The sequence below is a fragment of the Pseudoalteromonas arctica A 37-1-2 genome, assembly GCF_000238395.3.
GTDB lineage: Bacteria > Pseudomonadota > Gammaproteobacteria > Enterobacterales > Alteromonadaceae > Pseudoalteromonas > Pseudoalteromonas arctica.
In genome coordinates, this window is sequence record NZ_CP011025.1 from 2724617 (window position 1) to 2750184 (window position 25568).

The following is a 25568-nucleotide window of genomic DNA, read 5'->3' on the forward strand; positions in this document are numbered from 1 at the left end:
TATCACAATAGGCTTTTTTAGACGCATTTACAAAGTTTTGTGGTACGCTAAAAATCGTTAAAAAATAACGAACTATTTTAAAAAATACAGTCTAACTCTTGAGTTACCCAATTATAAACCTTATAAATAGGTCAGTATTTATCACCTAACACTATTAGGTACAAACCCAGCTGACGAGGACAGTCCACTTATTATGGCAGCTAACGCATTTTCACAATTAAAAACGTACTTAGATACACAAATCATTGGCCAGCCAGAGCTTACACAAGCGCTACTTATTGCTATTTTAGCTGATGGTCACTTATTAGTAGAAGGCCCTCCTGGGCTTGCAAAAACACGTGCAGTTAATGCACTTGCTAAAGGTATTGAAGGATCGTTTCAGCGCGTACAGTTTACGCCAGACTTATTACCGGCTGATGTAACAGGTACCGATATTTATCGCCAACAAACTAGCGAGTTTGTATTTGAAAAAGGCCCTCTTTTTCACAACCTAATTTTAGCTGACGAAATTAACCGTGCACCAGCCAAAGTACAATCAGCACTATTAGAAGCCATGGCAGAGCGACAAGTGACCGTGGGTAAAAACACTTATCCGCTTAGCGAACTATTTTTAGTTATGGCAACACAAAACCCGCTAGAGCAAGAAGGGACTTACCCGTTACCAGAAGCCCAGCTGGATCGCTTTTTACTGCACCTAAGTATTGGCTACCCTGGCGCTGAGCATGAGCTTGATATACTACGTTTAACACGTGGCGAAGCGCTTAACGAGCAACAACCAGTAATGCAAAAAATTAGTCAAAGCGATTTATTTGCAGCTCGTAAAGAAATATTAGGCCTTTATTTAGCAGAGCCGCTTGAGCAATATTTAGTACAACTTATTATTGCCACCCGTGAAGGCGCTAAATTAGATGCGCAACTAGGTAGCTGGATTGAGTTTGGTGCAAGTCCGCGTGCAACAATAGCACTTGATAAATGTGCTCGTGCTCATGCATGGCTTCAAGGCCGTGACTTTGTAGCACCTGATGATATTCAAGCTGTTGTGCATAACGTACTGCGTCATCGCATTATTTTAAGTTACGAAGCCCAAGCCGATGGCATTACTAAAGATCAAGTAATAAGCCGTATAGTTGAACTTGTAGCCGTACCATAAGTTATGCAAAAACAATTAGAATCCCAAGCATGGCTCAAACAGAGCCATAGCCACGGTGTTAATTTAGCACTCAAAGAGCTGATGTATTACAAAGCCAAAGCGCAATTGCTTGAACTTGCCCCTAAGGTAAAAATAAAAAATACCTTAACAGGGCAATACCTTGCACCGCACAAAGGCCGAGGAATGGAATTTGCCGAAGTCCGACATTATCAGCAAGGTGACGATATTCGCTCTATAGATTGGCGAGTTACTGCGCGTACCGGCGAGACTCACACAAAGCTCTTTCAAGAAGAAAAAGAGCGCCCTGTGTTTGTATTTACTGATTTTTCTAACTCAATGCTGTTTGGTTCAAAGTTACTATTAAAGTCGGTGCAAGCTGCGCATATAAGCGCTCTTGTTGCATGGTCGGCGTGTCAGCGCGGCGATAGAATTGGCGGTATTGTGTTTAATCAGCACTCGCATTTGGAGCTAAAGCCCAGCGCCCGTGAAAAAGCAGTCCTTAAGCTTTGTCATAATTTATGCGACAACCACCAGCAAGCACTCAACAACATTGATAAAACAGCCCCTAACAACTTTAGCGATAACCTAAAGCGCCTTAACCATTTAGCAAAACCAGGCAGCTTAGTGTATTTAGTGTCTGATTTTAATGCTCTGGATGATGCCAGCTTTAAGCAACTCGAAATATTAAGCCGCCACTGCGAGCTGATTGGTTGCCACATAAGCGATCCATTTGAGCATCAGTTACCTGCGTTTAAGCAAGCAGTCACCGTTAATGCAAATGGTCAAGACTTTGCCCTACCATTAATGGATAACAGCTTTAGAGAACGCTTTGCTAAAAATGCTGAGCAAGCATTTAGTACGCGCTTTAATCGCTTAACTAAATCGGGTCTTAATTTAATATCATTCAATGCAGCAACACCGCTTGAGCTGCAATTAGTGAGAAAATAACCATGCAAACCAATCCACTCGATGGCCTGCACGATATAATAGCGCCAAGCCAAGTTAATTGGTGGCCACTCGCCCCTGCTTGGTGGGTTATTATTGCACTGCTGTTTTTAGCACTGTGCGCAGCTATTTATATATTTTACAAAAAACATAAATTTAAAAAGCCTAAACGCTACGCAATACAATTGAGCCAAAGTGAGCAAAATCCTCAGCAACTGCATATTATTTTAAAACGTTTAGTGATTGAATATTACGACAAGCGCCTTGCTGCGCAATCTACCTCTAAATGGTGCACAACACTTAATACGCTTACCGGTTTGAGCTTTACAGAACAAGAAATACTAAGCTTGTATAACCCCAGCCAAAAAGATACAACACTGTGCGAAAAATTTCGCCAAGGTATTAAGCAATTTAAAATAAAGGAGTCAGTAAATGTTTGAATTTAGCTGGCCATGGTTATTTTTATTAATACCCTTACCTTTATTACTTTTACTATTAAAACCCGCAGCAAGTAATGCCAGTACGCGTTTACGTATACCCAGTTTTGCAAAGCACAATTTAACCAGTCAAAGCATTGAGCCACACGCACGACGTTTAAATCCTTTCGAGTGGGTAATTTGGTTATTACTTGTTACTGCCGCTGCCAATCCAACATGGTTAGATGAGCCAATCTCATTACCAAATGAAGGGCGCGATATAATGTTAGCGGTTGACTTGTCAGGCTCAATGACCGAACAAGACATGGCTTACAATGGCCAATATGTTGACCGCCTTACCATGGTAAAAGCCGTACTCAGTGATTTTATAGAGCAGCGTCAAGGCGACAGGCTTGGGCTGATATTATTTGGCGACACCGCATTTTTACAAACCCCGCTCACGCGCGACGTTAAAACAGTAAGTAAAATGCTCAGTGAAGCGCAAATTGGTTTAGTGGGACGCGCAACAGCCATTGGTGATGCATTGGGTCTTTCGGTAAAACGCTTTGCCAATAAAGATGAGAGTAACCGTATTGTGGTGCTATTAACCGACGGACAAAACACCGCGGGCAATTTAAACCCAGAAGATGCTCTGCTGCTAGCTCGCGAGGAAGGTATTAAAGTGTACACCATTGGCGTTGGCTCAGATAATCCACGCGGCTTTAGCCTCTTTAACATGGGTGGCTCTAGTGGCAGTAGTTTAGATGAAAGCTTACTTAAAAAGATTGCCGAGCAAACTGGCGGATTATACTTTAGAGCCAAAGATGTAGCAGCCCTTCAACAAATTTACGCAGAGCTTGATAAACTTGAACCTATTAGCGCTGATGAACAAACATTCCGCCCACAAAGCTCATTATTTTACTACCCGTTACTTATCGCTATTTTACTTATTAGCTTAAAAGTAATGCTGAGTACACTGCGTGCATTAAAGGAGCCAAACTAATGGATTTTGAATTTATTCGCCCCGCTCTTTTATGGTTACTCATACCTGCTGTGGCATTATTTTTTGTCGCCTTAATTAAGCATAAAAAAACGACTAGTGAGCAGCTAATTGCACCGCATTTAGCACAATTTATAATGAGCGAAGCAAACACTAAAGCCAGCCAGCCACTTTGGTTAGTTGCTTTGTTTTGCAGCCTTGGCATTTTATTTAGTGCTGGGCCTAGCTTTGAGAAAAAACAAGCTCCTGTATTTCAAAGTAAAAGTGCCCGTGTAATTGTTATGGATATGTCGTACTCAATGTATAGCACCGATATTTTACCAAATCGTTTAATGCAATCACGCTTTAAAGCGCTTGATATGATTGAGCTGTTTAAAGAAGGTGATACCGCGCTTGTAGCTTACGCAGGCACGGCCTATATAATATCGCCACTAACAAACGACGCCACAACACTTAGTAATTTAATTCCAAGCTTAAGCCCTGAAATAATGCCAGACAAAGGCTCAAACGTTTTAGCCGGTCTTGATATGGCCAAAGAGCTATTAACACAAGCGGGTTATATTGATGGCGACATTATTTTAGTGACCGACGGTATTGACCAGCAAGAACAAAGCGACGTGAGTAGCTTTACCAGTAACACCCAATATAGATTAAATATATATGGCGTAGGTACCGCTCAAGGCGCTCCAATTAAGTTACCTGAAGGTGGTTTTTTGAAAGACAGATACGGCCAAATTGTAGTACCTACTCTCAATGCCAGTCAGCTTAAAAATTTAGCATCGAGCAGTGGTGGTAAATTTGCTAGTTACCAGCCTAGTAATAACGACATAAATACGTTTGCCCCAAATGCACAAAGTGAATTATTGAAAGACGAAAAACAAAGCCACGCACTTTGGCGAATAGATGCAGGTATATACGGACTCTTGTTATTACTGCCATTTGGCTTGTATTTATTTAGACGCGCTGCCTTGCTGGGGGCTTTTTTAGCCTTTAGCTTTTTACCGCAGCAAAATGCGTATGCCGTAGAGCTTCCTACTCTTTTGCAAAATGCAGATCAACGTGCATTAGAGGCTTACAAAAATAAAGAATACGATGCAGCAACACAGGCGCAATCGAGTGAGTTAAAAGGCGCGGCGCTTTACCAGCAAGGTAATTTTGATGCTGCACTTAATGAGTTTAGTAATGATAAGTCGGCTACCGGTTTATACAACTACGGTAATGCCCTTGCCAAAGCTGGCAAGCTTGAGGACGCCATTGAAGCCTACAAACAAGCCCAAACCTTACAAGACGACTTTACACAAGCAACTGACAACCAAGCTTTAGTTGAACAATTACTCAATCAACAAGAGCAACAAAACCAGCAAGATCAGCAAAGCGACGGCGACGACTCTCAAGACCAAGATGATAGCCAGAAAAAAGATGAGCAAAACCAAGGGCAAAATTCTGATGAGTCAAAACAGGATCAGCAACAAAATGGTGATAAAAGCGATTCTGAAAAAGGCGAAAACGAAAGTCAAAGCTCAAACGATGAAAAATCTGATAAAGAATCAGATAAAGAGTCTGAACAATCAAAAGATCAACAAGGTGAGCCTGGCGAGCAATCAGACAAGCAAAATGAACCTGATATGCAAGCTCAGCCACAAAGTGAGCAAGGGCAAAATAAAGACGCTGACCAACCTAAAGACGAGCAGCAACAAAGTAAGCCACAAGCAATGAATGAGCAACCTGCTACTGATGAGCAAAAACAAAATGCTCAGCAACAAGCTATGCAAGCCCAAGCAAGTGAGCTCACTAATGAAGAAAAAGAAAAAGCACAACAGCTTAATCAACTACTTAGAAAAGTCCCGGACGATCCGGCTATTTTATTACGGAATAAAATGCAATTAGAAGCCCAAAAAAGACAATATAAACGTCGCCCTACAGGAGTCGAAAAATCATGGTAATGCGATTATTTTGCTGTTTATTGCTATTAAGTGCGATGCCTTCGTGGGCTGCCACCAAATTAGAAGCCAGCGTAGATAAAAACCCTGTTTTAGCGGGTGAATTTTTTATGCTTAATATATCCGTAGACGATACAGTTAAAGGCGAGCAACCAGACACCTCATCGCTGTTAAAAGACTTTGTGGTAGGCCCAACAAGCTTAAGTTCTCGTACCAACATTATTAATGGCAGCATTAATAAACAAACCACGTGGTCAGTTAAATTAATGACCCGTGCAGAGGGCGATTACACTATTCCGGCATTTAGCGTTGCAGGGTTAACCTCACAGCCTATTAAATTAAAAGTGGCAAAACGCTCAGTTGATGCAGATAAAAATAACGAAATATTTTTAAAAACGTCGCTCTCAAGTAATTCATTATTTGTGCAAGAAGCCGGTGTTTACACTATTAAGCTTTACCTTGCGAAAGAGCTGCTTGATGGCAGCTTAAGCACACCAAATATGGAAGATGCTCAGCTAACCCAATTGGGTAAACAAACTGAAAGCTATGAGCTTGTTGATGGTAAACGCTACCTTGTTATTACTCGCGAGTATTTGATTCAGCCACAAAAAAGCGGTGCGTACACTATTGCAGGCCCCGCTTTTCAAGGACGAGTACAACAAAATTATCGTCAGTTAGAAGTGTCAGCTCTTGGCGACGATCAGCAAGTAGAAATCAAACCAATTCCGAGTGACTATAAAGGTGCATGGTTACCAAGCGAGCTAGTTAGTCTTGATGAAGAATGGCAACCTAACGACAACACCGTAGAAGTAGGTACGCCTATAACACGTACTATTACACTTACTGCGCTTGGGGTTACAAAAGAGCAATTACCTGAAATCTCTATGCCTACCATTGATGGCATACGCAGCTACCCTGATAAAAAAGAAAATAACAATGCAGTACGTGACGGACGCGTTGTATCGCAGCAAACTGCATCGTATGCATTACTGCCGCAAAAACCAGGTACTTACACTTTACCTGAAATACAGCTGCCTTGGTTTAATACTAAAATGAACCGTATTAGCGTAGCTACATTACCAAAGCGCACTATAACGGTAACGCCAAGTAGTACCGCACCTAATACCGCTGTGGCAAACCCACAATCAAACCCAAACAATTTACCTGCTATTGAAAATATTTCGAATGAAGCGACAGGCACACAACGTATTGAAACTAAAAGTGATACTCCTCTTTGGTTAATAGTTGTTGCCGCTTTAGGGTATATTTTATGGATTGGTACTGTAATTTTTTACTTAATGACCCGTTCTACTAAAAATACGACTGAGAAATTACAACCAAACAACCGTGATATTTCTCAGCCGAGCTTAAATGAGCTTAAAACGCTCGCTAAAACGAACGATGTGAAAGCTTTTTACACCGCATTAAATAGTTTTTCTGTAAAGGTGACTCACAAAAATGTTGGCGCTATTGATGAGCTTTGCTATCGCGTAAAGAGCAGCGAGCTTAATGGCCTCATTAGCCAATTGCAGGCACAACTTTATAGTAATAAAGGCGCAAACACGGATCTTAATGCTATTATTAAAATTCTTGAGAACTATCAAACTCAAGCATCAAAGTCGCAACAAGCTGTATTAAAAGACCTTTATGATTAATAACTACGATACTCAGGTCTTTTTTTGCAATAAATAATAATTTTTAATTAAAAAAGTGCTTATGCTTGGAAAGAAAAAATCAAACAATCAGGTCTTAATCGATATGGCAGAGAAACAAAAGCGTTATGAAGCCTTGGTCCACGTTTACAATAAAGAGCTTTATCGCTTTGCTTATTGGTTATGCCGTGATCCGCACATAGCAGATGATTTAGTACAAGAAACGTTTTTACGCGCGTGGCGTTCTCTCGACTCTTTACTTGATCAAAAGGCAGCTAAACCTTGGCTGCTTACTATATTACGAAGAGAAAATGCGCGCCGATTTGAACGTAAACAGTTTGATTACAGCGACGTAGAAAACGATACGCTTGTTGATGAAACCAGCCACTCATTAGATGATGAAATGGAGCAAACGGTTATCCAACGCCAGATTGCCCTGTTATCTGATGAATACCGAGAGCCATTATTACTACAAGTTGTAATGGGCTGCTCTGGCGAAGAGATTGCAGGTATACTTAATTTAAATAAAAACACGGTAATGACTCGTTTATACCGTGCCCGAAATCAACTTAAAGAGGCTTTAAGCCGTGATGATGAACAACTTAAAGGGGCATCAAAATAATGGATGAACTTGAGTTTCGTCGCCGCACTATTGCGCAGCCAAACGACATTGACAAGGAGCTCATGGAGTTTGCTAACAATAACCCAGAGCGACAAAGTTTTATTAACGATATGAAAGATTTTGATAAATTTATTCAAGACTCTTTAGATATACCTGTGCCTGAAAACCTTGCAGACCGCATTCTTTTAAACACATCGTTAAAAGAAAAAGCACTACAAGAAGAGCAAGCAACAGGAAAAAATGTAGTTGATGCCCGCTCGCGTTTTAAGCTTGACCGCGTGCATCTTGCATTAGCTGCATCTTTTGTAGTGGCTATTAGTGCCTTCTTTTTTAGTACAGAGCAAAATATTGCACACGAAGCGGGTGAGCATGCGCTTGCCCATGTGTACTACGAAATTAGTGCGCTTGATAAAAAAGAGCCCATTAGCCTACAAAGCGTTAACGACAAGCTTGCAGTATTAGGTGGTCATCTTGATGAGCTTCCTGGTGATGTAACTTACGCTATGTTTTGTGATTTTAAAGGCGAAAAAGGGCTACATTTGATATTTGAGTCTGACTTTGGTCCTATGACGGTATTTATAGTGCCTTCTGAAAATAAATCATTTGGTTTTGGCGATGATAATTTCAAAGACGAGCGCTTTGAAGGTCATATTAACCGAGGCTCACAAGCAGATACTATTTTAGTGGCAAGTGTTGGAGCACCTCTAAATACTTATAACGAACGCGTTACTGGCGCTATTCGTTGGCTTTAAAATAAACAAATTTACCGCTTAGTTTCTACTGAGCGGTTTTTTGATTGTATACTCACCAACAAACCTTTTCTTTTATACCCAAAACCTCTGATTTTTAAAGTAATTAATTAAATTCCTAAAGAAAGTAAATTATAATCGCGGCTCGATTTTAATTAGGGAATTTCATGAAGAACATCATCGTTATTTTTTCATTATTGGCATTATTATGTACTGCCAGTTTTGATGCACACGCACGTAAAAAGTTTGGCAGTAGTAAACGTGGACAAACTCCTGCAACACAACAAACAGCACAAAAACAAAAAGCAGATACAACAACCCCAACAGCAGCACCTAAAGCCACATCAAATAAAAAAGGCATTATGGCTGGCGTTTTGGGTGGTCTTTTAGCTGGTGGCTTAATTGCAGCAATGTTAGGCGACGATTTTGAAGGTTTTCAGCTATTAGAAATGATTTTATTAGCTGGCGGACTCTTTATTTTATTTAAGCTAGTAACGGGCTTTTTACGTGCTAATCGTGTCCCACAACTTGCAAATGCCAGTGCAGGTACAAGTGCTCAGCAAAATGCTTTTAAACAAGCACCAATCGAGCAGCCAATGAGTACAGGCTTTGCTAACAGCGCGCCACAAGGTGAAATTGTGCCTTTTAATTTACCACCTAACTTTGACGTTAATGGCTTTTTGCAAGGTGCCCGTAGTCATTACCATACGCTACAAACTGCATGGAACAATGCCGATTACACCACAATGGCTGAATACTTAAGCCCTGCACTTGTTGCCGAATTTAAAGCTGAACGTGAAGCTATACAAAGCGTAGAAACAGAAGTGATGTTTATTGATGCCGAACTTGTGCGCGCAGATACAAACGCGCAATCGTGGCAGGCTAGTGTTCGCTTTAAAGGTAAGTACCGTGATTTAGGCGATAAAAAAGAACAGCATATTTTAGAAATTTGGCACTTAGAGCGTCTAATTTCAGACGATGCTCCATGGCTAATAGTGGGTGTTGAAGATTTAATTGATACTCAATAAGCTTTTATTATTTTAAACACCGCGCTTTTTAGCGCGGTGTTTTTTTATTTAAAAAACAATTGATTTACCGCGCCCTGATGCTTCAGAAGCGGCATCTAATTGACCCTCTTTATTAATAATAACGTGTAAGTCACCAAAGTGTCTCTCGTCTATGGTGTAACCCATTTTTGTAAGCTCTGCTTTTACGCTATCGGTTAAACCAATGTGCGTTCTAATTATATTTTTAGGCCACAATTGATGATGAAAACGAGGGCTATTTACAACCTGCTCTGCACTCATATCAAACTCTACTGCATTTAAGATAGATTCGTACACAGAGCTAATAATGGTTGTGCCACCAGGCGAGCCTATCACCATTTTAACGGTGTTGTCTTTAAGTAGTATTGTAGGCGTCATAGAACTCAACATACGCTTGTGTGGCTGTATTTCATTAGCTTTACCGCCTATTGCACCAAACACATTCATAACGCCTGGTTTGGCGCTAAAGTCGTCCATTTCATCATTTAAAATAAATCCCGCACCTTCAACAACGACACCACTACCAAACCCTAGGTTTATTGTGGTGGTATTTGCTACAGCGTTACCCATTTTATCAACAATTGAAAAGTGCGTAGTTTGCTCACTTTCTTTAAGGCCCGGTTTAATATTTTCGGTAGTCGAGATAGCGGTTAACGAAATGCCATTACTGCGCTCTTTAAGGTAGTTAATATTAGTTAATGCGTTGACTGGAACATCAAAAAAATCAGGATCGCCTAAATACTCTGCTCTATCTGCAAATACACGTTTACCTATTTCAGAAAGTAAGTGCACATACTGAGTAGAGTTATGCGCTAAGCCTGCATCTGGTTTTTGTAACTCATACATTTTGAGCCACTGTAAAATAGCAATACCACCTGAACTCGGCGGTGGCGAAGTAAGTACTTCATAACCATTCCAACTCGCTTTAATGGGTGTACGTGATTTAGCGGTATAATTTTTTAAATCATCTTGATTAATAATACCGCCATGCTGGTGCATAAATTTAGCAATAATATTTGCAGTCTCGCCTTTATAAAATCCATCTTGGCCGTTATCACGAATACGCTTTAGCGTTGCCGCTAGCTCGGGTTGCTTAAAGATTTTATTGGCTTTTACATCAGCAAAATATTTTTCAAAGTTTACATTTATTTTTTGCTCTTTTAGATGGGCTATATAATGGCTAACACCTTTTGCTAACTTAGGCGGAACTACAAACCCTTGCTCAGCCAACGTTACAGCAGGCTGTACTAGTGTTTCCCACTTTAAAGTGCCATGCTTTTGATGGGCAAGCCACATACCCGCTACACTGCCAGGTACACCGCTTGCGTGAATGCCATATATTGATTTGTTTGCAATAACATTACCTTGCTCATCTAAATACATATCACGATGAGCCGCTGTTGGCGCTGTTTCGCGATAATCTATAAAATCGCCTTTGCCATCTTTTTGAATAAGCATAAATCCCCCGCCGCCAATATTTCCGGCTTCAGGAAGCGTCACTGCAAGTACAAATTGTGCCGTAATAGCCGCATCAACAGCATTACCGCCTTGCTCTAATATACTTTTAGCAGCATCGGCACTGAACGAGTCAGGCATTGCGACCGCGCTTTGCGCTAAAGGCTGCGCCAAAACACTAAAAGTAGTGAACTGTAAAACCAGTACACTTTTGACGATTAATTTACGTGGTGAAAAAAACAATCCCATACAACATCCTTAATTTATTATTTTTGTTGCCCATATTAATGCACGTCATTTAAGGACAGGTCAATCTTTATACTGTTGATATTTAATCATCTTCAAACGTTTTTTGAATAAAGTACCGCGGGTAAGTCGCCTTGCTCATCTGTATGTGTATAATTTTTTATAAATTGCAGGCCTAACTTTTTCATTATTGTTATAGAGGCCGTATTATCTTTTAGTGCAGTTGCGCTTATCGCCTTAACGTCATCTTGCTTAATGAGTTCATCACATAATGCTAAAGCCGCCTCGGTTGCATAACCATGCCCCCAACTCGCTTGTTTAAAGCGCCAACCTATTTCAATATCGCTGTAATTTGGTGCATCACTAAAGAAATCCATAGGTCTTATTAATACCCAGCCAATAAATATATTGGTTTGCTTTATAGTGATACTCCACAGCCCCCAGCCTTTTAGCTCATTTCTATATGCGAGCATACGAGGCACTCCCTCATTTTTTATTTGCTCTAAAGAGGTAGGTACACCTCGCGTTAAATACTGCATTACGGCGGGGTCTTGGTCGAGTTCAAATAATTGAGGCCAATCGTGCTCACTCATTAATTTAAAATTTAATCGTTTTGTTACGGGGGCGTTCATTTTCATTGTTGTATAGTCTGCCTCGAATTAATTACCAGTCTCTAAAGGAGATAGCACATGAATAAATTAGCAGGTTTAGCTTTATTAGGCACTTTAATTACATTAACTGGTTGTGAAGATGCCAACGAAGTAAAAGAAGATGCAAAAGATAAAAGCGCACAAATGCAAGAAAAGCTTGGTGATGCATGGAACGACGTTAAAGAGACAACTAACGATCTTAAAAATGATGAGTCTTTAAACGAGCTATTAGAGCAAAGTAAAACAATGGGCTTAGACATGTACGACGACGGCAAAGAGATTGCGGTTGATGCATGGATTAAAAGCAAAGAAGCTGCTGGCGAGTTAACTGAAAAAACTAAGCAGAAAGCGCAAGAAATTGCTGACGAAATTGAGCAAGCGCGTAAAGAACATAACGAAGGTTAATTTAACTTTCGATAATAAAAAAGGAAAGCCTCGGCTTTCCTTTTTTGTTTTAAGCTATTTAGCCCAGATATGTGTTTACATATTTAGGGCTTATAAGCTCAAATTAACCTTTGTACTTACTCATAACTAAAGTCGCGTTTGTGCCACCAAAGCCAAAGCTATTAGACATTACAGTATTTAACTCAACGTCACGACGTTCAGTAATAATATCTAAACCTGCCGCTTGCTCATCTAGCTCATCAATATTAATTGAAGGCGCTACAAAGCTGTGCTCTAGCATTAATAATGAAAAGATAGCTTCGTGAACACCTGCAGCACCGAGGGCATGACCCGTCATTGCTTTAGTTGCGCTGATCATTGGTGACTTACCACCAAACACTTCTTGAATCGCACCAAGCTCTTTAACGTCGCCTACAGGTGTAGATGTACCATGCGTGTTTAAGTAATCAATGCTGTCTACATCTTGCATAGCTTGGCGCATACAACGTGCTGCACCTTCGCCAGATGGAGCAACCATGTCGTAGCCATCTGATGTTGCACCGTAACCAACAATTTCAGCGTAAATGTGCGCGCCACGTGCAAGTGCATGTTCAAGTTCTTCAACTACAACAATACCGCCGCCGCCAGATATAACAAAACCATCGCGATTTGCATCGTATGTACGAGACGCTTTTTCTGGTGTTTCGTTGTACTTAGTAGAAAGTGCGCCCATAGCGTCAAATTCCATTGCCAATGTCCAGTGTAGTTCTTCACCGCCACCAGCAAAAACAACATCTTGCTTACCTAATTGAATTTGTTCTACTGCATTACCAATACAATGCGCAGATGTTGCACATGCAGAGCTAATTGAGTAGTTAACACCTTTAATTTTAAAGGGTGTTGCTAAACAAGCAGATGTAGTGCTCGCCATAGTACGTGGAACCATATAAGGCCCTACACGTTTTACGCCTTTTTCACGTAAAATATCAGCAGCTTCTACCTGCCATTTAGACGAACCACCGCCAGAGCCAACAATAATACCCGTGCGCTCATTTGATACTTGGTCGTCAGACAAACCTGAGTCTTCAATTGCTTGAGTCATCGAAATATAAGAATATGCAGCAGCATCACCCATAAAGCGCATTGCTTTGCGGTCAACATGTGCTTTAACGTCAATATCAATTTTACCCGATACGTTACTACGTAACTTATAATCGGCAAATTCTTGGTTAAAAGCGATACCGCTTTTGCCCGTTTTTAACGATTCTAATACTTCTTCTTTGTTGTTACCAATGCTTGATACAACACCGATACCTGTAATTACAGCTCTTCTCATGGGTAATTCCCTTAGCTTAATACTTAATTGCATTCTATTTTACGCGAATTTAATCACCTAAGTGGTCAGCTTTCTAGCGTACACTTGTACTCTGAACTGCTAGCTTATAAATAACGCCAGACTATTACAAAGAAAACCCGTAAAATAATTAAAAATATATCTATAAATTTAAAAAATTATGATTAAGAACGCACATAGTCACATTAATAATTTAGGTACACCTTTGACTAATGACTCCGGTGATATTTATTTTTCTAATGACGATGGCTTAGCTCAATCGCATTATGTGTACTATGAGCAAAATAATATAGATGTACGATTACAAAATCATGACCAATCACATTTTGTTATTGCCGAAACCGGTTTTGGCACCGGTTTAAACTTTTTAAATACGTGGCAACGCTTTAAAGACCACCTTGAGCGGATGCAAGTTCAAAATGAATGTGAAAAAAGCGTAAAACGCCTACACTATATTTCGTTTGAAAAGAATCCCTTAACATTAACAGACTTAAAACAAGCATTAACCGCTTGGCCTACCTTAAGTTATTTTAGTGAGCAATTAACAGTAAACTACCCAATTAATTTAGAAGGATGCCACCGGCTCGAATTTAATAATGGCAATGTTGTTCTCGATTTATACTTTGGTGATGCGCTTGAATCAATACAAGCAATGAGCTATCCGCAAACAGGAATTGTTGATGCTTGGTATTTAAATGGGCCTGAGCCAAGTAAAAATCCTGATATGTGGCAGCAAAGTTTATTTAACTCCATGGCTGATATAACAAGAGCTAATGCAACCTTATCGACTTTTACTGCCGCTGACTTTGTTCAACGAGGATTAATAGAGGCTGGCTTTAGTACTAAAAAAGCCAAAAATTTTAATCAAAAAGAAGATATGCTTACTGGCCAACTTAAACATGTTAATAACGCTCAATCAACCCCCGCTTATTTTAATCAAGATAGCAGTACTTTAAAAAATGTAGCGGTCATTGGCGGTGGTATTGCCAGTAGCTGTATTTTATACAGCTTGGCTAAACGAGGCATAACCAGCCAATTATTCTGCCAAGATGAAAAGCCTGCAATGGGGGCATCGCACAATGTGCAAGGCGCTATTTACCCTCACCTACAAGCTAAAAACTCGCCACACAGTGAATTGTTTGCACATAGCTTTTTATACGCAAAACGTTTGTATAACCAGTTACTCAAAAACGGCTTTAGCTTTGATTACGATTGGTGCGGCGTATTACAACACGCAGTGAAAAAACCTCTCGCTGATAAGCACGAAAACTTAGCACAAAAGCAACTGTGGCCAACCCAGCTAATGCGTAACGTAACCGCAGAGCAAGGCGATGAAATAGCCGGCGTAACGACAGGTTATTCAGGCGTGTTTTTTGAACAAGGCGGCTGGGTTAACCCGCCACAATTAGTAAACGCTATGCTAAGCGCTGCAAATAGCATAAGCCCATTTAAAAGCCTATTTAACTGCAATATAAAGCAGCTTAAAAAAACTGATAGCGGTTGGTTTTTATTAACGAATGATGAGCAGCTAGGCCCGTTTAGCGATGTAATTATTTGTGCAGGCGAGCACAGCGATGCATTTGAGCAAACAAAAGCGCTACCTATAGTGGGCGTACGCGGTCAGGTTTCACATATTGAGGCAAGTGAGCAATCACGCAAACTTAAAACAGTGCTATGCCATAAAGGGTATTTTACCCCGGCTTATTTAGATCATCACTGTATGGGTGCCACATTTGAAAAAAACACTAAAAGCCGCCAAGTTACAGCGCTCGACAACCAATTAAACCAAGAGCAACTACTTAGCTTTTATCAGCAAAGTGAATTTGCCTCCACCCTTGGCAATATAAACTCGGCAAAAGCGGCTGTTCGCTGCACATTTATAGATCACCTGCCGATGGCTGGGCAATGGTGCGAGCAAAGTGATTATATAATGGCTTTTGCTAATCTACGTTTAGGTAAACGCTACCAATATGAGCAACTTAATAAACCACAACAAGGATTACACATCTTTACCGGTTTTGGTGCACGCGCTTTATGCAGCGCACCGCTAAGTGCAGACCACCTCGTAAGTTGTTTAAATAACGAACCCCGCCCATTAAGCGAACGTGTAAGCCAAGCTATTCATCCTGCACGATTTATCGTCAGAGATTTAATTCGTAATAAAATTTAAATGAGTTATGCACATTAAAACAATAGATCTAATGTGCATATAAATTAAAAACATAAATTATTTTGAACTAGACAACCTTTCAACTAATTCAACACGGCGATTTAGTTCACGACCTAAATCATTTTTATTAGTTGCAACGGGTGAATAAGGACCCGCTCCTTGAGCTAATAACCTTACTTTAGCTACCCCATAATCAGCAATTAATGCGTTAACAACCGCATCAGCACGGCGCTTTGAAAGCTTTAAATTATAATCAGGCGAGCCTTTATCATCGGTATGACCAACAACATATAAACTCAATTTTTTATTTTTTTCCATAACTTGAGCAATAACATCTAACGCCTCTTTAGATTCAGCTTTAATAGTGGCTTTATCATAATCAAATAAAACACCGTAAATAGACGCTTTTCCTTTTTGCTCTAACTGCTCAAGAACTTTATCACTATTCGTTTTTATTAGGCCTGTCACTAAGGGCTCTGTACGAGCAACAACAAGCTGAATACGAGAATCGCCATTATAATTACCTATAAAAAAGGCAACGTAGGTAGTTTGCTCGTTTACAGTATTTTTCATAACTTGATATCTAGGTTCGCGAAAGTAGTTATAAACAGATTTAATCGCCAACTTATCACCTAATGCTTGAATCTCTTTTCTTTTTGTACCGCATTCATTTTTTTGACAAGAAAATACGGTTTCAAAACCTTCTTTAGTCAAAGCACTCACATAGTTATGATAAATTTTTAACGTCGATACTTTATTCGCAATATAAGTAATTCGCGTTAAATCTCCTGTAACATCAAGCATAGGTGAAGTACTCGTTTTTTTATCAGACTTGCCAATTGGGATACTAAACTCCTCATAATCAACATTTTGATAATCCTCGATATAGCTACCAGGGTAACGACTTAATAAAGGATGATCTGCAGAACCTTTAAGATCTTCATGTGTAGGTTTTTTTATTTTATTACTAACTTTTTTCTTGAATGCTTCAAAATCAGCTTTTATCAGCCCAGTTTCAATTTCTTTAATATTAACTGTCGTCAAAAGTGCTTGTGTCATATTTTTATATTGTCCAACAAATAACGAAATGGCAGCTTCAGGAAGATCTCCTTTTGTTGCATAAATATAATGTGGTTGCCCGTAATAACTAGAAACGTTGAAATAGCTCGACTCTTCAGCCAGCAATTTATCCTCTCGCTTTTCATAACAATCGTTTAAAGAACATGTATACAAAACTTTAAATCCAGCATCATTTAAAGCGTTTTTGTAGTTTTCCATTACCTTTAAAGAAGCAACATTCTTTATTTGATAAGAAAAATGACTTACATCTCCAACAAATGTCTTATATTCAAATTGCTGAGATTTTTTTAGCGCAGGGTTAAAGGCTGATACAAACTGTGTTTCTTCGCCCGCTAAAGTGACTTTCTTTCCTAATTTCGCATCGGGGTAAGCCGTTAATAATGGCTTTGCTTGCAGGTTAAACGCGCAGCACAGGTAGGTAGTACAAATTAAAAGTACTTTGATAATATTATTTTTCATAGAAATTCCTTTTAAAGTATTAGATTACATTAGCACTATGCCTAATGAGTAAACTTAATTCAATGTTCCTTATTTGTATAACTTTATTAGCCTTCTAGGTATTCAGGAGAATAGAGGGATAAAAGTTTTTTAATTAGTCACTTAGCCGAAAGCATCAAATAACGACAACGTCTATTAAGCAAGTACGCAAGCTAAGCATTCTCATTGGATACCTCCCTTTACGCGATGAAATACAAAATAAAAATTAAATGACATAAATTTTTATTTCAGTAAAGTAGGCATTAATAAAAGGAAATTATTACACAAAGGACTCTCATGGAAATTTTAGCATTTTTAATAATATTGCTATGCACTCTATCGTTTAACGCACTCAGCCAAAGCGTCACTGAAATCCCACTTCCTGAAGAGTTTGTTACAACGATGGATGTAGCAAGCGAATACCCAATGGTACGCACTGGTTATTTAACAGATTCAATTTCTGATATCACTCGCTTTTTTCAGCAAAAATTAGGTGAGCCTTTAAAAACAAACGGCAATAATACATATCGCACTTTATTTTATAATTACCAAGAACGTAAAGTCCGTATTAGTCTATACCGCCGTAGTCATGTGACCGAAGTGAGTATAATGGTTGAATAAAAAGGTCTAAAAAAACACACCAAAAACAGCTAATTTTAATACTCAGTTAAGCATCGCACTTTAATTAAAGTATTCTTTGAAATTAGCTCATTTAAACTCTTTTTTACCCTTTAAAAATAATCCCCTACCCCAAGGTCTGTTTGTAAGCACATTACTTTTACTATTTATTGGAAGGAGTTAATTATGAGTAAGACCCTAATTATTGGCGCAAGCGGACAAATAGGTAAAATGGCAACTGAGCTACTTTTAGAAAATGAGCAAAATGTTGTGGCATTAGTGCGTGACAAAAATAAGTTAAGTGATTTAAACAGCTCTTTTTTAACTATTGTTGAGCAAGATCTTGAAGGTGATTTTGGTGATGCAATGAAAGGCTGTGACCAAGTGATTTTTGCTGCTGGTTCTGGTGGAAGTACAGGCGATGATAAAACTGTACTCATTGATTTATGGGCTGCAACAAAAGCAGCTACATTCGCTAAAGAGCACGGCGTTAACCACTTTATTATGGTCAGTTCAATTGGTGCTGACGATCCAGATTCGATTCAAGGTGATTTAAAACCTTACTTGGTTGCTAAGCACATGGCTGACGAGCACCTAATAAATAGTGGTTTAAATTACACCATTGTTCGCCCTGGTACATTGACTGACGATAGCGCTTCAATGCAAGTAACTACGCAGCGACCAAGTGATCGTTCAAAAGCCAAAATTAGCCGCGAAAACGTAGCTAATGCATTATTACATATTGCGACTAACTCATTTATTAGTAATCGCATTTTTGAGTTGTTTGATGGCGACAAGCCAATTAAAGCCGCTGTTAAATAAGCTTTAATACCAATTTAATTAAACATATGAACAATTATTACAAAGAATATGTAATTCATCGATAAGGCAAAAAATTACAGTATAGTCGCTCTATATCAGTAACTTTTTGGCGCAATGAATTATTTAATCCTCTTAAATAATTTATGTTTAATAAAATTAAATTTACTCCACTAAGCAAATTAGTGGAGTAATATTTTTATACCTTGCCAACCAAGTTGCAGCGTTAATAACGTTAAAACTATCCTAAAAATACGCTTAAATTTATCCCCAGACATCCTTTTAAGTAGTTTAATTCCGAACCAAGTTCCTAAAGTGCCACTTATTACCATGGCAATTATAAGCGGTATCCATTGCCAAAAACTAAAGCCAACAGCGCCATAAATTATCGCTTTTAATAAATGCTGCACACTCATAACGCTCGAAAACGTTGCCGTAAATTTTAACTTTTCGTAATTATTTATATATAAACAGCTACCAACTAATGGACCACTTGCCCCCACAAACATAGAAATAAAAGTAGTTATTCCACCGGCGACCATACGCCACACCTTAGAGGTTAATTTTATAGGTGGCGTTTTACCCCACAGTAAATAAATAACAAAAATAGCGACCACTAACTTCATAGCATCAAGCGATATATCATCAATTACAAAACTTGATAACCCCGCCCCTACTAAGCCGCCTAATGCAAAATATACAAACATGCTTTTATCAATATGCCTAAAGCTGAGTAAAAACCTATTTGCATTAGAGCCAAGCTGTACTAAACCATGCACAGGCACAACAACTGCCATTGGCATAAACGACGCCATAACAACAAGCAGCATTAATCCGCCACCAGCACCAAAAGCAGCAGATATAAAAGAAGTAAAGCCAGCGGTGATCATTAACAATAAAAACAAAAATAAAGACATGCTGTCGGGAAATAAAAAATCCATAAAACTCCACTGCCTATTTAAGTACTTTTAAGTCGCAGTATTTAAATAGTAAAAAAGGTACTAAACACATTTATAGCAACTTTATCAGCTTATATCTCGTGCTATGTACTATGTTGCGTTGTTTTTGCACTTTGTTTGCACATTTAACAAATATTATACATTCAACTTCATTACCGGATATTTTTGATGAGAAGATTTAACACACCAATTTTGACACCGCTTGCAGTGTGTATACTTGCACTGGGTTTAGCTGCCTGTAACGGTAGCGATGCTGAAAGTACCGTCGTAACTGAAACAACCACCGATGAGGGAACTACAACAGATACTTCAACCGTTTTTGTTGTAGAAGTTGACCCTTTTAACTTTGAAAGCGATGCGCTCATTTCATCAATTACCACTCAAACATGTACGCTAAGTAATGGCGATGAAGCCTCATGCTACAAAATTGATATTGCCGGTGCGCCTTCAAATTACGAGATTGGTGTATTTTGCCCTCAAAATATCACCTCAACAGCAGACGAAGCCGGTATTTGGTTTGATGGCACCGGTGAGGTTTACGATATAACCGGAGACTTTATTTTAAATCTACCTACATTATATAACGATAGTCATTGGCAGCTATACGACGAAGGTACAGGCCTTGTAAATGTAACCGACACACAAGAATCGTGTGATGGCGCTGCGCGTCCAAACGTAGAAGAACAATACCAAAACCACTGCGTAGAATGCTCTATTGATTATGTTGATGGCGGTATATCAGAATCATTTTTAATTCCAATAATGCCTGTTGCAACCACTCAAAATAGCAGTATTGGTAATGCTAATGTAGGTGTTGCTCTCAATGGTGTTGTACTTGCTGCACCCGCGCCTGTTGAGGCTATTTTAGGCGCATACACTATTGCAGCCTTTGATGATTGCGCTGGCCATATTAACTTAGTAGCAGGTTATCACTACCACGGTGAAGCAGGCTGTAGCCAAACACAAATTCAATCAGACGGTCATGCCGCCATGATGGGTTATGCACTCGATGGATTTGGTATATTTGCCATGCTTAACGAAGATGGATTAGAACCCACTGATTTAGATGAATGTAGAGGCCACACCGACGATACACGCGGTTACCACTACCATGCAGCCGATGTATCTGAAAACATGTTTATTGGTTGTTTAAAAGGTGCTACCGCAAGATAACTCGCATTCTGACCAAATAATTAACTGAGATACTAATGAAAATATTTAACGTGATAAAAGCACTAATCACTGGCTTTTTACTTGCTACCTCATGCTCAGCGCTAAGTCATGCAGGCCACGGCTCAAACGCGCCTTGGGAAGCATGTGAAGAAAAAGCCATTAATGAAGATTGCAGCTACACAAGCCATGATAAAAAAGCGACAGGCACATGCCAAGCAATGAACAAAGTACTTATGTGTGTTCGAAATAAACCACTTGAAACAATAATAGACAAAGCAACTAAACCCGTAAGTGAGCAAAAGCAATCTGTAAAATCACTCGCTAAACTATAAAGTAAAATAATAGCTACACACCAAAGCCTTAACGCTGTTTATTAAGGCTTTTAAATAAAAAACCATTAGAAAGTACTACCTTTATCTGTTAGATTAGTTTTTGTGTACATAAAATAAAAAAATTCCAAATATGGAATAACACGCACAAGGAACTAATGTGGACGCTACATTTAAAATTATTTTTAATGGTCAGTTACATCAAGATGCAGATATAACGTCTGCCCAAGAACAACTCAGCCAACTTCTGAATATTCCTCATAATATTGTTATTCAATTATTTGATGGAAAAGCTTACGCTTTAAAAAAAGACCTATCGAGTATTGATGCTGTTAAAACAGAATCATCACTTAAAAAATTTGGCCTAATAACTAAAGTAGAACCCCAACTTACTAAACCCCTAAACAATCAATTAGTACTCACTGAGCACAGTGAAGATACTAATAAACACATTAGTAAGAGCACTCATGAAAAAAGCACCTCAGCACAAAGTGAGTTACTAAATACAGATGCAGCCTCAAGTAAAAACTCAACTATAGAACAAAGTAATAAATATAAACTACTGCACAACACTTTAAAAAGTGCATTGTATTTTTGCTATTGCGCCCTTTTTATTATTACCTTACTAGGCGCCGTAATTAGTTTTAATGCACTTAAAAACAACTTTGGCACCCCAAGTAATGTAACTACAAACAACTTAAGTTACCAAGAGTATAAGCAATATTTGATTGATCAAAATAGCCTAAATCAATCGGTACAAAAAGTAACAAATGATCAAACAGCTAACCCAACCCTACAAAAAAGTAATGAATACTTTAATCGCTTTTCATCACTAATAAATAGCTACGCGCAAAGTACAGGACAAGCTGATATAAAAACGATGGGGGGTGATAAATTACAACAGCACCTACAAGAAATAGACGACCTAGGCGCTAAAAATGAATTTTGGCAGCAACTGATACGACTTTCAAAAAGCTTAGATAACGATAAGCACGCAATAGGGAAGCTAAACAATACTGACCCCGCCAAAGTACAATGGATAAACGCGGTAGATTGGATCAGCCAAAGCTATATTAGGCAACATCAAAACTCGCAAACTGTAAACAACTCTCCTGTCACTACCTACGAGCCAAGTAACCCTATACTTAATCTAACGTTGTTAATAAGTATGCTGTCATTATTTAGCCTGCTTGTGATTGCAATAAAAATGAAGCTACGCGCAATTAAAAATACTTAAACTTTATTTTTACTTTATAAATTCCATAAAAAAACCCGCAAATTTGGATTAACAAATTTGCGGGTTTCTTATGGTTTTCGAATAACGATTTCAAAAACCTTTATTGGTGGAGCTGGGGGGATTTGAACCCCCGTCCGAAAAGCCTCGACCGTCGGTACTACATGTTTAGTATTGTCATTTAATTAACCTTTAAGTCCCGGACAAACACGGTAAATAAAGGCGAGGCCGCTTAGTTTTAGCGCTTCAACCCCGGCCAGGGTTTCCGTCGCGATCAGGTGTTAGGGTGACACTCCAAAATCCAGTCCACAAGAATACATGGAAGGAGCGCTAGCCAGCCTAAGCTGCTAGAGAGTAGTTATCGTCGTTTGCGATTACTTTAGGTTGCGGCTGTTTAACGAGGCAAACCGCACCTCGACATGCACCTTGGGCTTCTTGAATTCCGTCGAATCCTAATCAGCCCCTGAATTAGTAACTCAATTCAGAGCGTGCAAACAGTATAACTGAGTAAAGTACTGATACTCAAGGCCTAGTAACGCTTTATTTTAATTGTATGTGCCAATCGCGTGTTAAGTAACCAAAATTTAGTTTATGCAAGCCTATATAAACATTTACTTAACAATGTGTTTAACCTGTGTTCAAATGAGGAGTTAAGGTTTTTGCTATTTCTAAACCTTTAGTTGTAAAAAATAAAAATAATAACAGGCATAGAGTAGGGAATTAATAAATGTCGGTTTTTTCATTTGATAAAAGTACAGGGTTTGTCTCTTTAGAAAGTCACCCTATTGATAGTGGTTTTCCTGTTACAAGTACTCAGTTAACGCAAATGCTAGAGCAATCTGAGTTTAGTGAGTACGAAGCTGTCATTGCCAATATTGGAAAGCTTTTTGCGCCCACTAAAAATTATCAGGAAGTATCGCTTGTCGTTGCTAAAGCTGTAGATGCGTCGCTTATCATTAATATTGATGAAAAAAACATGGTCGCAGAAGCAACATTAACTACCGCTAAAGGTGGCGCACTTTTGTCTATGGAAGGCGCGCAAAAAGCACTTGCTGATGCAGGTGTTAAAAAAGGAATAAGCCCTCGTGCGCTTGATACCTTTTTAGGCCAGCAGTTTGAGCAACCAGCAGGAAGCTCTTACAGTGCCATAATTGCACATGGGCGCAATCCAAAAGAAGGCAGCGATGCTAAATTTGTGCGTTTATGCTCAACAGCTCAAGACCGAGTACTCAGCCCACAAGCTAAAGAAGGCGGTAAGGTTGATATGAAAAACCTTGGCGCTATTATCACCGTAAAACCTGGCACTCCCTTAATGCAGCGTATTGCAGCTACACCTGGAGAAGAAGGCTATACGGTATTTGGCGATTCAATTAGTGCAAAACCAGGTAAAGATCACCAACTCCAGCCTTTCGAAGGTACAAAAGTAGATCCTAATAATCCTAATATGCTTATTGCCGACTGCAAAGGTGTGCCCGTTGCCCTACCCCGTGGTATGCGTGTAGATGATGTTTTATGCTTTGATAACGTAGATGTAAGTACAGGCCATGTTGATTTTGATGGTAGCGTAATTATTACTGGTGATATTAAAGACGGTATGCGTGTAAAAGCCAATGGTGATATTACGGTACTTGGTTTTGTAGAATCAGGAACTGTTGAAAGTAAAAGTGCGGTAACCATTATGCTTGGCGCAATTGGCCGAAAACGTGAAGGCGAGGAAGCATTTACATGCTCTATAACCGCTCAGCGAACTATTTCGATTGGTTATGCCCAGTACTGCAATATTAAATCCGAACAAGATTTATTTATTGAACGCCAAGCTCTGCATTGTGATTTGAGTGCTAGGCGATTAATACGTGTAGGCAAAGCAAATGACCCGCGAGGTAAAATTATTGGCGGTAATATTTTAGATGCTATGCGCATTGAAACAGGTGAGCTAGGCGCGCCAGCCGGTACTAAAACACGCGTATTTTTAGCACAACTCTGGTTTGAGCTTCGCCAAAAGCAAATACAAATCACCGATTTTGAAAAAGTACTTGCGACTAAAGTAACCGCTTTACAACAGGCTCGTGAAAAAGCGAGTAAAATTGCGGGGGCTGCTCAGCGTCAGCAATTCATGAATAAAATAACTGAAAATGAAAAGCATATAAAAATACGCTCTGCGCATATTCATCGTCAAAAACTACTTATTAAGCAAAAAATAGTGCAATTACTTGCCAGCAGTCGTTTAAAAGTAAATGAATTAATGCACCCTGGTGTGGAGCTTAAAATAGCGAAAGATTCTAAACAATTTTCGCGTATTTACCCGCCCCACCTAGTTAAGCTAACTGAGGGTAAAATTACTCAGACGTTTTAGTTTCTTCGTCATTTTCAGTTTCAACTTCAGCATCAGCGTCATCTAGTGGCGCTAATGGCCAACCACCTAATTGCTGCCAGCGGTTTACTATTAAACAATAAAGCTCAGCTGTACGTTCTGTGTCGTAAAGCGCTGAGTGCGCTTGGCTGTTATCAAACTCGATACCAGCCGCTCTACATGCTTTTGCTAATACAGTTTGCCCTAACGCTAAACCCGCTAAAGATGTTGTATCAAAGCTTACGAAGGGATGAAATGGCGTACGCTTAATGTTATTACGCTCTATTGCTGCATTTAAAAAGCCATGATCAAATGCGGCATTATGCGCCACAATAACTGAGCGTTGGCACCCAGCAGCCTTTTGCGCTTTGCGTACTACTTTACATATTTCTTTAATGACTTCATCTTCAGGTACTGCACCACGCAGTGGTGAAAATGGGTCTATACCATTAAAGTCGATGGCTGCTTGTTCTATATTAGCGCCTTCGAATGGCTGAACATGAAAATGAACAGTATGATCTATGCTGAGCAGTCCTTCGTCATCCATTTTTAAAACAGAGGCTGCTATTTCTAACAAGGCATCTGTTTCTTTGTTAAAACCTGCAGTTTCAACATCAATAACAACAGGAAAAAATCCACGAAAGCGTTTTGCGAAAGGTGTTTGCTCAGTATTTGCCATAGTCTTCTTTGTTTATACGTGTAAGCTGACTATTATGTCAAAATTGATGCCTCCTAGGCTAGGGGATTTAA

At 39.2% G+C, this 25568-nt stretch carries 23 protein-coding genes and 1 other RNA gene; 17 read left to right on the forward strand and 7 right to left on the reverse strand.

Going from position 1 to position 25568, the window contains the following annotated elements; all coding sequences use genetic code 11:
* Positions 1-193: 193 nt before the first annotated feature.
* The 9 genes from PARC_RS12335 to PARC_RS12375 all read left to right on the forward strand — a co-directional run bounded on the left by PARC_RS12335 (position 194) and on the right by PARC_RS12375 (position 9502).
* Positions 194-1150 (forward strand): AAA family ATPase, encoded by a 957-nt coding sequence (locus PARC_RS12335; RefSeq protein ID WP_004335627.1) that lies wholly within the window; start codon positions 194-196, stop codon positions 1148-1150.
* Positions 1151-1153: 3 nt separating this feature from the next.
* Positions 1154-2098, forward strand: coding sequence for a DUF58 domain-containing protein (locus tag PARC_RS12340; RefSeq protein WP_010554656.1), 945 nt, complete (start codon positions 1154-1156; stop codon positions 2096-2098).
* A 2-nt stretch (positions 2099-2100) separates the two neighbouring features.
* Positions 2101-2535: a DUF4381 domain-containing protein gene (locus PARC_RS12345; RefSeq protein ID WP_004335624.1), complete on the forward strand. Its 435-nt coding sequence runs from the start codon at positions 2101-2103 to the stop codon at positions 2533-2535.
* Entirely contained in the window at positions 2528-3514 is a 987-nt protein-coding gene (locus PARC_RS12350; RefSeq protein WP_010554655.1) for a vWA domain-containing protein, read from the forward strand. The genes PARC_RS12345 and PARC_RS12350 overlap by 8 nt, the downstream gene beginning before the upstream one ends.
* On the forward strand, positions 3514-5454 hold the full coding sequence (locus PARC_RS12355; protein WP_010554654.1) for a VWA domain-containing protein: 1941 nt from the start codon (positions 3514-3516) through the stop codon (positions 5452-5454). The genes PARC_RS12350 and PARC_RS12355 overlap by 1 nt, the downstream gene beginning before the upstream one ends.
* A complete protein-coding gene (locus PARC_RS12360; RefSeq protein ID WP_010554653.1) occupies positions 5448-7106 on the forward strand; it encodes a BatD family protein in 1659 nt (552 codons plus the stop codon). The genes PARC_RS12355 and PARC_RS12360 overlap by 7 nt, the downstream gene beginning before the upstream one ends.
* 61 nt (positions 7107-7167) lie before the next feature.
* The gene (locus tag PARC_RS12365) at positions 7168-7725 is read left to right on the forward strand and encodes a sigma-70 family RNA polymerase sigma factor (protein ID WP_032827217.1); all 558 of its coding nucleotides are present in this window, start codon (positions 7168-7170) and stop codon (positions 7723-7725) included.
* Entirely contained in the window at positions 7725-8477 is a 753-nt protein-coding gene (locus PARC_RS12370) for a DUF3379 family protein (RefSeq protein WP_007582005.1), read from the forward strand. The genes PARC_RS12365 and PARC_RS12370 overlap by 1 nt, the downstream gene beginning before the upstream one ends.
* A gap of 164 nt (positions 8478-8641) precedes the next feature.
* The gene (locus tag PARC_RS12375) at positions 8642-9502 is read left to right on the forward strand and encodes a Tim44 domain-containing protein (RefSeq protein WP_010554652.1); all 861 of its coding nucleotides are present in this window, start codon (positions 8642-8644) and stop codon (positions 9500-9502) included.
* Positions 9503-9550: 48 nt separating this feature from the next.
* Here PARC_RS12375 and ggt read toward each other — a convergent pair whose 3' ends face one another.
* Entirely contained in the window at positions 9551-11224 is a 1674-nt protein-coding gene (ggt, locus tag PARC_RS12380) for a gamma-glutamyltransferase (protein ID WP_010554651.1), read from the reverse strand.
* A 92-nt stretch (positions 11225-11316) separates the two neighbouring features.
* Entirely contained in the window at positions 11317-11859 is a 543-nt protein-coding gene (locus PARC_RS12385) for a GNAT family N-acetyltransferase (protein WP_010554650.1), read from the reverse strand.
* A 51-nt stretch (positions 11860-11910) separates the two neighbouring features.
* Here PARC_RS12385 and PARC_RS12390 point away from each other — a divergent pair, with 51 nt between their 5' ends.
* Positions 11911-12276, forward strand: coding sequence for a hypothetical protein (locus tag PARC_RS12390; RefSeq protein WP_008169794.1), 366 nt, complete (start codon positions 11911-11913; stop codon positions 12274-12276).
* Positions 12277-12379: 103 nt separating this feature from the next.
* On the opposite strand, the gene fabB is transcribed toward PARC_RS12390, so the two are convergent.
* Positions 12380-13591, reverse strand: a complete 1212-nt coding sequence (gene fabB, locus PARC_RS12395; RefSeq protein ID WP_007582000.1) for a beta-ketoacyl-ACP synthase I — start codon at positions 13589-13591, stop codon at positions 12380-12382.
* Positions 13592-13769: 178 nt separating this feature from the next.
* Between fabB and mnmC the strand changes: the two genes are divergently transcribed.
* Positions 13770-15779, forward strand: coding sequence for a bifunctional tRNA (5-methylaminomethyl-2-thiouridine)(34)-methyltransferase MnmC2/FAD-dependent 5-carboxymethylaminomethyl-2-thiouridine(34) oxidoreductase MnmC1 (gene mnmC / locus PARC_RS12400; protein WP_033012807.1), 2010 nt, complete (start codon positions 13770-13772; stop codon positions 15777-15779).
* 57 nt (positions 15780-15836) lie between these two features.
* Here mnmC and PARC_RS12405 read toward each other — a convergent pair whose 3' ends face one another.
* On the reverse strand, positions 15837-17318 hold the full coding sequence (locus tag PARC_RS12405) for an OmpA family protein (RefSeq protein ID WP_010554648.1): 1482 nt from the start codon (positions 17316-17318) through the stop codon (positions 15837-15839).
* Between the two features lie 315 nt (positions 17319-17633).
* On the opposite strand from PARC_RS12405, the gene PARC_RS12410 reads away from it, so the two are divergent.
* Positions 17634-17957 (forward strand): hypothetical protein, encoded by a 324-nt coding sequence (locus PARC_RS12410; protein WP_010554647.1) that lies wholly within the window; start codon positions 17634-17636, stop codon positions 17955-17957.
* A 183-nt stretch (positions 17958-18140) separates the two neighbouring features.
* Positions 18141-18776, forward strand: a complete 636-nt coding sequence (locus PARC_RS12415) for an SDR family oxidoreductase (protein ID WP_010554646.1) — start codon at positions 18141-18143, stop codon at positions 18774-18776.
* Positions 18777-18955: 179 nt separating this feature from the next.
* On the opposite strand, the gene PARC_RS12420 is transcribed toward PARC_RS12415, so the two are convergent.
* The gene (locus PARC_RS12420; protein WP_010554645.1) at positions 18956-19714 is read right to left on the reverse strand and encodes a sulfite exporter TauE/SafE family protein; all 759 of its coding nucleotides are present in this window, start codon (positions 19712-19714) and stop codon (positions 18956-18958) included.
* A 186-nt stretch (positions 19715-19900) separates the two neighbouring features.
* On the opposite strand from PARC_RS12420, the gene PARC_RS12425 reads away from it, so the two are divergent.
* From PARC_RS12425 to PARC_RS12435, 3 genes are all read left to right on the forward strand, one after another.
* Positions 19901-20905: a YHYH protein gene (locus PARC_RS12425; RefSeq protein WP_010554644.1), complete on the forward strand. Its 1005-nt coding sequence runs from the start codon at positions 19901-19903 to the stop codon at positions 20903-20905.
* Positions 20906-20940: 35 nt separating this feature from the next.
* On the forward strand, positions 20941-21237 hold the full coding sequence (locus PARC_RS12430; RefSeq protein ID WP_010554643.1) for a hypothetical protein: 297 nt from the start codon (positions 20941-20943) through the stop codon (positions 21235-21237).
* A gap of 157 nt (positions 21238-21394) precedes the next feature.
* Positions 21395-22471 carry a hypothetical protein gene (locus PARC_RS12435; RefSeq protein WP_010554642.1) on the forward strand — a complete coding sequence of 359 codons (1077 nt, stop codon included), beginning with the start codon at positions 21395-21397 and terminating at the stop codon, positions 22469-22471.
* 104 nt (positions 22472-22575) lie between these two features.
* On the opposite strand, the gene ssrA is transcribed toward PARC_RS12435, so the two are convergent.
* Positions 22576-22932: a transfer-messenger RNA gene (gene ssrA, locus PARC_RS12440) on the reverse strand.
* 263 nt (positions 22933-23195) lie between these two features.
* On the opposite strand from ssrA, the gene PARC_RS12445 reads away from it, so the two are divergent.
* On the forward strand, positions 23196-24821 hold the full coding sequence (locus PARC_RS12445) for a flagellar assembly protein A (protein ID WP_010554641.1): 1626 nt from the start codon (positions 23196-23198) through the stop codon (positions 24819-24821).
* On the opposite strand, the gene rnt is transcribed toward PARC_RS12445, so the two are convergent.
* Positions 24805-25497 (reverse strand): ribonuclease T, encoded by a 693-nt coding sequence (rnt, locus tag PARC_RS12450; protein ID WP_010554640.1) that lies wholly within the window; start codon positions 25495-25497, stop codon positions 24805-24807. The genes PARC_RS12445 and rnt overlap by 17 nt on opposite strands.
* Positions 25498-25568 lie beyond the last annotated feature (71 nt).

Bases quoted from the DNA above. Each gene is read 5' to 3' on its own strand.
- PARC_RS12385 (WP_010554650.1), bottom strand. From the start codon at position 11,859: ATGAAAATGAACGCCCCCGTAACAAAACGATTAAATTTTAAATTAATG.
- PARC_RS12345 (WP_004335624.1), top strand. From the start codon at position 2,101: ATGCAAACCAATCCACTCGATGGCCTGCACGATATAATAGCGCCAAGC.
- rnt (WP_010554640.1), bottom strand. From the start codon at position 25,497: ATGGCAAATACTGAGCAAACACCTTTCGCAAAACGCTTTCGTGGATTT.
- PARC_RS12445 (WP_010554641.1), top strand. From the start codon at position 23,196: ATGTCGGTTTTTTCATTTGATAAAAGTACAGGGTTTGTCTCTTTAGAA.
- fabB (WP_007582000.1), bottom strand. From the start codon at position 13,591: ATGAGAAGAGCTGTAATTACAGGTATCGGTGTTGTATCAAGCATTGGT.
- PARC_RS12335 (WP_004335627.1), top strand. From the start codon at position 194: ATGGCAGCTAACGCATTTTCACAATTAAAAACGTACTTAGATACACAA.
- PARC_RS12415 (WP_010554646.1), top strand. From the start codon at position 18,141: ATGAGTAAGACCCTAATTATTGGCGCAAGCGGACAAATAGGTAAAATG.
- PARC_RS12390 (WP_008169794.1), top strand. From the start codon at position 11,911: ATGAATAAATTAGCAGGTTTAGCTTTATTAGGCACTTTAATTACATTA.
- ggt (WP_010554651.1), bottom strand. From the start codon at position 11,224: ATGGGATTGTTTTTTTCACCACGTAAATTAATCGTCAAAAGTGTACTG.
- PARC_RS12350 (WP_010554655.1), top strand. From the start codon at position 2,528: ATGTTTGAATTTAGCTGGCCATGGTTATTTTTATTAATACCCTTACCT.
- PARC_RS12360 (WP_010554653.1), top strand. From the start codon at position 5,448: ATGGTAATGCGATTATTTTGCTGTTTATTGCTATTAAGTGCGATGCCT.
- PARC_RS12420 (WP_010554645.1), bottom strand. From the start codon at position 19,714: ATGGATTTTTTATTTCCCGACAGCATGTCTTTATTTTTGTTTTTATTG.
- PARC_RS12375 (WP_010554652.1), top strand. From the start codon at position 8,642: ATGAAGAACATCATCGTTATTTTTTCATTATTGGCATTATTATGTACT.
- PARC_RS12405 (WP_010554648.1), bottom strand. From the start codon at position 17,318: ATGAAAAATAATATTATCAAAGTACTTTTAATTTGTACTACCTACCTG.
- PARC_RS12370 (WP_007582005.1), top strand. From the start codon at position 7,725: ATGGATGAACTTGAGTTTCGTCGCCGCACTATTGCGCAGCCAAACGAC.
- PARC_RS12355 (WP_010554654.1), top strand. From the start codon at position 3,514: ATGGATTTTGAATTTATTCGCCCCGCTCTTTTATGGTTACTCATACCT.
- PARC_RS12365 (WP_032827217.1), top strand. From the start codon at position 7,168: ATGCTTGGAAAGAAAAAATCAAACAATCAGGTCTTAATCGATATGGCA.
- mnmC (WP_033012807.1), top strand. From the start codon at position 13,770: ATGATTAAGAACGCACATAGTCACATTAATAATTTAGGTACACCTTTG.
- PARC_RS12410 (WP_010554647.1), top strand. From the start codon at position 17,634: ATGGAAATTTTAGCATTTTTAATAATATTGCTATGCACTCTATCGTTT.
- PARC_RS12425 (WP_010554644.1), top strand. From the start codon at position 19,901: ATGAGAAGATTTAACACACCAATTTTGACACCGCTTGCAGTGTGTATA.
- PARC_RS12340 (WP_010554656.1), top strand. From the start codon at position 1,154: ATGCAAAAACAATTAGAATCCCAAGCATGGCTCAAACAGAGCCATAGC.
- PARC_RS12430 (WP_010554643.1), top strand. From the start codon at position 20,941: ATGAAAATATTTAACGTGATAAAAGCACTAATCACTGGCTTTTTACTT.